General features: G+C 46.7%; 8 protein-coding genes. 2 read left to right on the top strand and 6 right to left on the bottom strand.

Annotated elements, in window-relative coordinates:
* Nucleotides 1-69: 69 nt before the first annotated feature.
* The 4 genes from QUB61_RS20845 to QUB61_RS20830 all read right to left on the bottom strand — a co-directional run bounded on the left by QUB61_RS20845 (nucleotide 70) and on the right by QUB61_RS20830 (nucleotide 3,395).
* Nucleotides 70-1,254, bottom strand: a complete 1,185-nt coding sequence (locus QUB61_RS20845; protein WP_333130056.1) for an aspartate aminotransferase — start codon at nucleotides 1,252-1,254, stop codon at nucleotides 70-72.
* Nucleotides 1,255-1,353: 99 nt separating this feature from the next.
* Nucleotides 1,354-2,499, bottom strand: a complete 1,146-nt coding sequence (locus QUB61_RS20840; protein WP_333130054.1) for an iron-containing alcohol dehydrogenase family protein — start codon at nucleotides 2,497-2,499, stop codon at nucleotides 1,354-1,356.
* Nucleotides 2,500-2,698: 199 nt separating this feature from the next.
* On the bottom strand, nucleotides 2,699-3,028 hold the full coding sequence (locus QUB61_RS20835) for a type II toxin-antitoxin system PemK/MazF family toxin (RefSeq protein WP_333130052.1): 330 nt from the start codon (nucleotides 3,026-3,028) through the stop codon (nucleotides 2,699-2,701).
* Nucleotides 3,015-3,395 carry a hypothetical protein gene (locus QUB61_RS20830; RefSeq protein ID WP_333130049.1) on the bottom strand — a complete coding sequence of 127 codons (381 nt, stop codon included), beginning with the start codon at nucleotides 3,393-3,395 and terminating at the stop codon, nucleotides 3,015-3,017. Before QUB61_RS20830 ends, QUB61_RS20835 begins: the two co-directional genes overlap by 14 nt.
* Nucleotides 3,396-3,869: 474 nt before the next feature.
* Between QUB61_RS20830 and QUB61_RS20825 the strand changes: the two genes are divergently transcribed.
* The gene (locus QUB61_RS20825) at nucleotides 3,870-4,100 is read left to right on the top strand and encodes a hypothetical protein (RefSeq protein WP_333130046.1); all 231 of its coding nucleotides are present in this window, start codon (nucleotides 3,870-3,872) and stop codon (nucleotides 4,098-4,100) included.
* A 134-nt stretch (nucleotides 4,101-4,234) separates the two neighbouring features.
* Nucleotides 4,235-4,639 carry a hypothetical protein gene (locus tag QUB61_RS20820; RefSeq protein ID WP_333130044.1) on the top strand — a complete coding sequence of 135 codons (405 nt, stop codon included), beginning with the start codon at nucleotides 4,235-4,237 and terminating at the stop codon, nucleotides 4,637-4,639.
* On the opposite strand, the gene QUB61_RS20815 is transcribed toward QUB61_RS20820, so the two are convergent.
* Both QUB61_RS20815 and QUB61_RS20810 read right to left on the bottom strand, forming a co-directional pair.
* Nucleotides 4,640-6,325 (bottom strand): DNA repair helicase XPB, encoded by a 1,686-nt coding sequence (locus tag QUB61_RS20815; protein ID WP_333130042.1) that lies wholly within the window; start codon nucleotides 6,323-6,325, stop codon nucleotides 4,640-4,642.
* Nucleotides 6,326-6,599: 274 nt separating this feature from the next.
* Nucleotides 6,600-8,465, bottom strand: coding sequence for a hypothetical protein (locus QUB61_RS20810; protein ID WP_333130040.1), 1,866 nt, complete (start codon nucleotides 8,463-8,465; stop codon nucleotides 6,600-6,602).
* Between the last annotated feature and the right edge of the window lie 8 nt (nucleotides 8,466-8,473).

The following is an 8,473-nucleotide window of genomic DNA, read 5'->3' as shown; positions in this document are numbered from 1 at the left end:
TAATGACTAATGACTAATGACTAATGACTAATGACTAATGACTAATGACTAATGACTAATGACTAATGACTAATGATAGCGAATGTTTGCTTTTTTTAAGCGCCGCAGGGCTTCTCCCAGTCGATCGCAATCTGCAATTAAACTAATTCTCACATATCCTTCGCCGCCCGGTCCAAAAGCATTGCCAGGAGTCACCACAACACCAGTTTGCTGCAAAACATTGAGGGCAAAATCAGTCGAACTCATGCCCGGAGTGCAGGGAACCCAAAGATACATTGCAGCCAGAGGTTTGGGAATATTCCACCCTAATTCTGCCAATCCTTCTACCAGAAAATCCCGGCGAGTCCTGTAACGATTCTGTACGTCGTGCAAGTAACTGTCGGGCAATTGCAGTGCAGTTTCTGCTGCTGCTTGCAAAGCGGAAAATATACCGTAATCTAGGTTTGTTTTTAAGGTGCGCAAACCTTGAATAATCTTGCTATTTCCTACTACAAAACCGACTCGCCAGCCGGCCATATTGTAGGTTTTTGACATCGTGTGAAATTCGACGCCGATTTCTTTACCGCCGGGAATTTCTAATAAACTTGTCGGTTGATACCCGTCAAAGGCTAATTCGGCATAACACAAGTCGTGAACCAGCAAGATTTGATGTTTGTGTGCGAAAGCAACAATATCTTTGTAAAATTCGCGGGGTGCAGTTGCTCCAGTCGGATTGCTGGGATAATTAAAGTAGAGTATTTTGGCTTGTTCGGCTACGCTGTCGGGAATGTCGGCTAAGTCAATTACCCAGTCGTTTTCTGGTTTGAGGATGATGTTGTGAACTTTTGCACCGGCGATAATCGGGCCGCGAAATAAGACTGGATAAGCGGGACTCGGTACTAATACTAAGTCGCCGGGATTGATGTAGGCGATCGCAAAATGTGCTAAACCTTCTTTAGAACCCAACAGAGGCAATGCTTCGCTTTCTGGATCGAGTTCAACGTTGTAGCGGCGGCTGTACCATTTAGTAATAGTACGGCGGAAACTGGCAGTTCCTTCAAAGGGTGGATAGCCGTGATTTGCAGGATTTTGGATGGCTGCGACTGCGGCTTCTACTACTGGTTGAGGAGTGGCACCGTCAGGGTTTCCCATTCCTAAGTCTATTAAATCGAGTCCTTGTTCGCGGGCGCGGGCTTTGAGTTCGTCGAGACGGGCAAATACGTAGGGCGGTAGTTTTTGCAACCTGTCAGCAGGGCTAATCCAATCCAAAGTCATTTATTTTTTGTCAGTTGTCAGTTTTCCTGGTTTGTAGTAAGGACTTTCGTCCTTGCTAGCACAGCCTTTTCAGGACTAAAGTCCCTACTACAAACTGTTTTAATTCTTAATCTTTAATTCTCCCACAGGTGCGGTGGTAGAAACCATCGCTGCCATTAATTGTTGGGGAACGACTTTAAAAGGCAGTCTGTGGATGTCCGAATTAGGATTGCAGGCTATGTCGGCGGCGCGCTGCAATTCTGTGATGGTAATGTCTCCGAGTCCGAGGTTGTCTAAAGTTTGGGGCAATCCAATTTCGGCGTAGAATTTTAGCAGTTGCTGTCTGGCGGTAGCGGCGAGTTGATTGTTTTGCATCATTTCTTCTAGCCGCAGTTGTACTAAAATGCCGTAAGCGACTTTTTCGCCGTGCAATCTGCCGTGACTTGCTAATAGATGAGTTAGGCCGTTGTGGACGGCGTGGGCGGCGACGGTGCGACATTGGGCGCCGCCGATTCCGCCGATTACTCCTGCTAGCAATACGGTGGCATCTGTGACTTCTTGCCAGGTTTCGCTACCGGGATCTTTGAGGGCGGCGGCTGATTTTTGGAATAAAATATCGCGCAGTATTCTAGCTTGTTGGACGGCGGAAATTATCAGGGTTTGTTCGGAGTGTCCGCTGCTGACTGATGCTTCGTACCATTTGGCGATCGCATCTCCAATTCCTGCGACTAATGTCCGCTGCGGTGCGGTTTGAATCAAACCGTAATCGAGTATTAATAAGTCTGGACATCTGGCTAATGTGACATCGTATTGGAATGCACCTTGTTCTGAATAAATGTTAGAAAGGGCTGTCCAAGCGGCACAGGTGGCTGCTGATGTGGGTATTGTGACGATCGGGATTTTGCACTGATGGGCGACGAGTTTTGCTGCGTCTAAGGCTTTGCCGCCGCCTACTCCGATGATGAAATCGGCTTGATGGGTGGCGGCTGCTTCGCGGAGGGTTTCGAGGCTTCTTTCGCTGCAATCCTTGCCGTATGATGTTTCGGCGGATTGTAACTGCTGCTGTTGGAGGATTGGTTGCAGGTAAGGTTGGGCGGCGGCGAGGGAGTTGCTGCCGCCGACGATTAGCGGCCGCTTTCCGAAACGGGCGATCGCATCTCCGGCTTGTGCGATCGCCGATCGACCCCGCAATACACAGGCGGGAGCAATTGTCAAGGAATAAATTGCTGGTGCGGTGGCGGTTTTGGTGCTTTGGGTTTGAGTCATCGAACCACTGGATAAGTGACGAGAAGGTTGACGCTTTGCAGGATTGCTGGATTTTCTAGGATAACTCTAACCCATGTTGGGCGATCTGGTAAGTTTTGTAAAGTTTTTATTAAGTATTGTGCGGGGTTGGGGCATGGGAGGGGGGAGTTGAGGGGCGATCGCTAATTTGATGAAGAAGATACGGGCGATCGAATTATCATTAAAATTGAGGCTTAACGTACAACTCCCAGACTTGTTTCACTGCTGCTGCATCTGCTTGAGAAATTTGCCCGATTTTCGCTAGCAACAAAGACTTTTCCAAACAATCCAATCTAAACAAACGCACTGTTGAAGCAACGCGCAAACCGCTGACAGACCAATCATTAACAAATACATCAGTTGGGCTGCGGGGTTGGGCAGAGGTGACGGCGGCTGCTACCACATCCTCGCCATCCAACCACAGCAAAAGTATGGGGCGTTTTTTAGAGCCTGTGCCGTTTGTAAAAGGAATATTTGCCACCCAAAAATCACCAGGTTCAATAGTCGTCATAAAGTCCTTCGTCTTCGGGTGCGTAACCTTTCAAAAAAGCATCATGACTGCGAGTAATAGCTGGGTCAATTAAATAGTCTTCGCCGTCTAGTAGCGAGCGCTTGAGGGGCGGTGTTTCTGTTTGCGAAGTGCTAGATTCTGAACTTACGCTCAACGGCTTTCTCTGTAGTAGTAATTTGAGTACCCGGCTGGACAGTGTTTCTGTTGGCGAAGTGCTAGATTTTGAACTTATGCTAAACTGCTTTGTCGGTTGTGATTTGTACAAGAGGAATTGCACAAAATCGAGCACTTCTTCTTGTTTTTCTCTCGACAGAAGTCGCAATTTTTCGGACACGGCTTTTTCGATATTATTAAGAGTTGGTTTCATGGGATTTTTACCCTTCAGCTTTGTTAGATTTCTGCATTACCTACATATTTGATCGAGACTCTCAAAAGTGAGAGCTTTCTTGATTATAGCCAGTTCAACAATATAACTGCTCGAAGTTCCTCACCTCTTTGGTTTTAATCGTTGAAGGTGGGCTGTTTTTTGGGGCCGAACAAACCCTACATACTTAAACGAGTCAGTAGCAAGTAATCAAAGATCGCTTTTTTAAATGCGACGAGTAAGATGTTTGAGTCGGGTGGTGCGCCGTCGATCGAGAACAGGAGATTCCGACGGGGGTAAGAAGGGGTAGACAGACATGGGAAAGTTGCGGTATTTTTAGAGTTTATCATGTATTGTACCGCATCTGCGGTACAATTATCAGTTAGCTGGCTTCGCTTTGGGCTGAAACAATGCTTCTAAATTATCTGTCAGTGTTTAACATTAAGCTATTCACCTCTAATTGCTGTAGTTCAGTCTATGAGAAAGCCACAAACTGTTAAAGCTTTGGAAGAGCTAGGACGGGTTCAACTCTCTAAGAGTTTTTTCATGCGTGAGTTTCTTTATTCAGAAATCTCTCAAATTGAAGGTATCCCTAACATTCCTAGCGATCCTGACTTGGCGATCGCAGCAGGAAAGAATTTGTGTGAGAGGGTGCTTGAACCAATTCAAGATGCGCTTGGTCGGATTAGTAAGCTGTTGTGCATTTAAATTGTATATTTCGAGTCCCGATCAAAAATCGTCAAATCCTCTCCCCCTCTCCCCTTCACCCCCTCTCCCTCTCTAATACCATAGGCAATCTAGATGCAACACAGCTTATCCGCTCAGCCTATCGTTCTTGTGCGGTGAACACCAAAGGAGCAGAGAATAAAAATCAGTACAACTGTGCCAGTAATGAGTCCAACTATGCAGAACATATCTGGGACGTAAAAGATTCAGCTGGGTATATGGGAGCAACAGTATGTATTGTTGTTACATCATTCATCCCTTACTACGATCGCACTCAAGATTGGACAGCATTGGCATGGTGGATACATGACCACATTGATGCTTATGCAGCAATGACCTTTTTCCCAAACTATGCAGCGTTCAACATTAGGTGGAGCGAGAATCCTAATGTTTCAAAAGTAATTTATAGCTACGTAGAAAACCCGCACACTGGTAAGAAGAGCGGGTATCTGACAAAGGAGGGGATGGATAATTTCTTAGGTTTGCATGAGCAGTTTTACCAAGAATTTATCGATTGCTAACTAACCATCTTTTTGAACTTCTATGCGATAGTTGTAGCCCTGTTCGGTGAGGAATAGTTGGCGGTGTCGGGCAAAATCTTCCTCGCAAGTTTGTAGCGAGACTAATGTATAAAAGCTGGCATTGTGTCCGTCGGGTTTGGGGCGGAGGATTCGTCCGAGGCGCTGCGCTTCTTCTTGGCGAGAACCATACTTTCCCGATACTTGAATCAACACATCGGCATCGGGTAAATCGACGGCAAAATTGCCCACGCGAGATAGAATTAATCCCGGAATCTCTTTGTGACGGAATGCTTCGTATAACCGATCGCGATCTGCCTGTTTTGTCTTCCCGGTAATCAGAGGCAATTCGGTAATTTTGGCGATCGCATCTAACTGTTCCAGAAATTCACCGATGATTAAAATGCGATGTCCCGCCTCTTTTTGCAATAAACTTTGTACCATATCCAACTTACCCGGATTTTCAGCAGCAATGCGAAACTGTTGGCGGCGGGGCGCCAGGGCATAGGCCATTTTTTGGGCCTCATTTTGGGCGACCCGGATTTCCGTACAATTCGCAGTGGCAATAAATCCCTGTCCCTCCAATTCGCGCCAAGGTACGTCATAGCGCTTGGGCCCAATCAACGTGAATACATCGCCTTCTTTCCCGTCTTCGCGAATCAATGTCGCAGTTAAACCTAACCTGCGTCGTGCTTGTAATTCAGCAGTGATCCGAAATATCGGTGCAGGTAATAGATGGACTTCATCATAAATAATCAGTCCCCATGATTCCGCATTAAACAACTCGAAATGCGGGAATTCATCATCTTTATTCGATCGATAACTTAGCATTTGGTAAGTCGATAGGGTGACAGCAGCCGTCTGTTTGGTGACACTGCTGTACTCAGCGATCGCATCCTCAGTTAAACTCGTTTTGTCTAATATTTCCCTGCGCCACTGGTGTACAGAAGTCAAACTGCTGGTGAGGATGAGTGTCTTTTGCTTTACCAAACTCATCGCTAACATCCCGACTATGGTTTTACCAGCCCCGCACGGTAGGACGATCGTGCCACTTCCACCTTTTACCTCCCCGTCCTGATAGAATGCCTCTGCTGCTTCTTGTTGATAAGCACGCAACTTAAAGGGCAAGTCCGTTAAAGTACGATCGCGCAAAGAAATCCCTAATTCGGCACCCTCGACATATCCAGCCAAATCTTCTGCCGGATAGCCCACCGCTAGTAAAGCTTGCTTGAGTACGCCGCGATTCCCGGCATCGACTTGAAAGCAAAGATCCGAGATGCGCTTGCCCAACATTGGTTTGACGCGATCGTCCCGTACCAGCAATTCCGCTAGGGGCAAATCGGCAATTCGCAGTTGTAAATCGGGGCGACGCGCATCGATTCTTTCAATTACAGTTAATCCATACCGCGCCCCCAACAGTTCAATTTCTTGCGCTACGGACTCAGGAATGGGATACTTGGCATACTTTCGCAAAGCGGAGATCGCGTCTTCAACTGGCATTCCCGCCGCCCGTGCATTCCACACGCTGAGGGGCGTGATGCGATAGGTGTGGATGTGTTCGGGACTTTTGATTAATTCCGCAAAGGGGGCGATCGCTTCTCGCGCCTGTTGTGCTGTGGGAGCGTGAACTTCTAGTAAGATCGATCGATCGCTTTGCACGATCAAAGCATTTTCGGGAACATAATTCATAGGTTGTTTCGATCGCAGATAAAAAGCAGATAAACGCAGATAATTTTAATTGGTTGTAGATACTTGTAGGGGTGAAGCAGTCGGGCGATTGTCCCTGCAATAAATTTCAGGATTTGTATGCGACTGCTTCACCCTGGCGCGAGTGCGATCGATACCACCGGACACTATCTTATACCAATTTTAAACGAAATAACAGTATTCTTGTCCCCCCCCTTTGCAAGGGGGGGCTAGGGGGGGTCGAAGAGTGTTGCACAATTTTAGAGAAATGGTATTACTATTTATCCCGCTGGGGTAAGACGTAGCCGATCTGCCGCAGGGCGTTGCGAAATTTAGTTTCCTGGAATAATGGAACCGCCAAAGTGCGATCGCCCGCTAGCTGACAGAATTTTTTGGTACGGGAATCATTGGCAATCAACAATGCTAAATGGGCGTTAGTACATTCGATTAACTTGACAGTTCCTGCATCTTGCAAACTATTCGATCGTTCTGTAACATCCGTCAGAAATTGCTTTACGGTTTCGGGTAGCGGTTCGATACTTCTTGTCTCTAAAACTTCTTTAAATTCTGCTAGCGGGTATCCGGCTTCAATGGCGGTAAATAGCTTTTGTCGATCGAGTTGCCAGACGACATCTGAAACTTTTTTAGTATAGAGATCGAGGACGATCGCATCTGATGTCGCGATGCCTTCTCCTGCTACAACAATATCTAAATTGGGCAGTACGCGGAGTGTTTGACGGAACTCAATTGCTGGTGGGGTGTAATTGTGAGTCAATCCCAAACAGTAAGCCCCCAAAGCTGTCAGGCGAAAAGAGATTAAGCCGTCGTAGCGGCTGAGAAATCTCAAATCATCCGTTCCCCAAAGATCGTCAAAATCGCTGGGTACGAGGGACGGATCGGCATAGGCAACATCAATTATTCCCAGGGTAGCAACATACTCAAACAACAGGCAGCGCATATATCTTTCTTGCAGGATATGCCAATCGTGGCTGCCCGAATATCCTAAGTTACCATACCCAAATTCAGAAATATAGAGAGTGTCGGGATCGCGCGTTACTTCAAACCGATTGCCCGTTGCTAACATATACCTGCTAAATTCGCTAAACAGAATCCATTTACCGACAGGACATTCTGCTAGAATTGAGGCGATCGCCTCTCTCCGCCCCGCCGTCGCTGTCATGCCGCGCGCGCCCTTGCCTGTTTGTCCTTTAATCACATCAATGCGGCGAAATTCATCAAAAGTGTTTGTTTTTAACCAGCGCTTCCATGCTGTCTGTAAACCTTTAGTAGGTGATTCTTGCAAAGCTTTCTGTCCCGCTTTGGTTAAAACTAGCTTTTTGCCCGATTGTTCGGCGAATTTGCTCGCTTGGGCGATCGCGGCCCAAGCAAAGGATTTGATGTTACCAACCTCGTAGAATATATCGCCCTTTTCCACGGTAGCTTTGCGCTGTTCGTCGTTATAAAAATCACCCCCTTGCAATACGGCGGCGATCGCTTTCAGAGTTGTGACACCAGGTAATGCGGTTTTCTCACTAACGGCAACTTTGCCCGACTGAATCAGACGCAAAACTGCTTCCAAATCCTTTGGGGCTGCCCGTTCCATTTCAATAATTGTCAAGGGAAGTTCGTACTCGTATACCTCTTTTTTAGATGTACGAAAGCTATATTTTTCTACACGTATAGTAAAAATATCTGGCAGTAGATCGCCAACCAGATTTAAGGAAGCTGCTTGGGGTTTTGGCACAAACTTCAGCAACTTTTCTTCAAGATCGTAGGGTATCGCAGTGCCGTAGAAGAACAAGCATAGTATGGATGGTTCTCGGTTGTATCCATAGCGATCGCTCTTTCCCCAGTTTGGTTCTTGTCCGTATTTTGCCACAAATACATCGGCATCATAGCAACCACCTGACCCATGTATAACTTCCGCTACTGCCGCTTTTTGCAGGTCATCTAATTGCGCCCAAACTTGCTTAAGTTTTTGTCCCTGCATTTGCTCTTTAATCCCAGCAACCAGGTCAGCTTTGCGGGTTAATTTACGATCGCCCGACAACAGTGCATTCAGCTTTTTTAAATCTTCAACAATTATTCCTTCGAGTGCCTCTTGGAGGGTAGTAACATCATCTAGGTTTTGGTAACGCGGCATAATTTTTG

Source organism: Microcoleus sp. C2D2, assembly GCF_036702495.1.
Lineage (GTDB): Bacteria > Cyanobacteriota > Cyanobacteriia > Cyanobacteriales > Microcoleaceae > Microcoleus.
This window is presented reverse-complemented; position numbering and strand designations above follow the sequence as displayed.

What these genes read in the sequence shown, in the direction of transcription:
- QUB61_RS20815 (WP_333130042.1), bottom strand. Translation starts at nt 6,325, where the DNA reads ATGAATTATGTTCCCGAAAATGCTTTGATCGTGCAAAGCGATCGATCG.
- QUB61_RS20840 (WP_333130054.1), bottom strand. Translation starts at nt 2,499, where the DNA reads ATGACTCAAACCCAAAGCACCAAAACCGCCACCGCACCAGCAATTTAT.
- QUB61_RS20830 (WP_333130049.1), bottom strand. Translation starts at nt 3,395, where the DNA reads ATGAAACCAACTCTTAATAATATCGAAAAAGCCGTGTCCGAAAAATTG.
- QUB61_RS20810 (WP_333130040.1), bottom strand. Translation starts at nt 8,465, where the DNA reads ATGCCGCGTTACCAAAACCTAGATGATGTTACTACCCTCCAAGAGGCA.
- QUB61_RS20845 (WP_333130056.1), bottom strand. Translation starts at nt 1,254, where the DNA reads ATGACTTTGGATTGGATTAGCCCTGCTGACAGGTTGCAAAAACTACCG.
- QUB61_RS20825 (WP_333130046.1), top strand. Translation starts at nt 3,870, where the DNA reads ATGAGAAAGCCACAAACTGTTAAAGCTTTGGAAGAGCTAGGACGGGTT.
- QUB61_RS20835 (WP_333130052.1), bottom strand. Translation starts at nt 3,028, where the DNA reads ATGACGACTATTGAACCTGGTGATTTTTGGGTGGCAAATATTCCTTTT.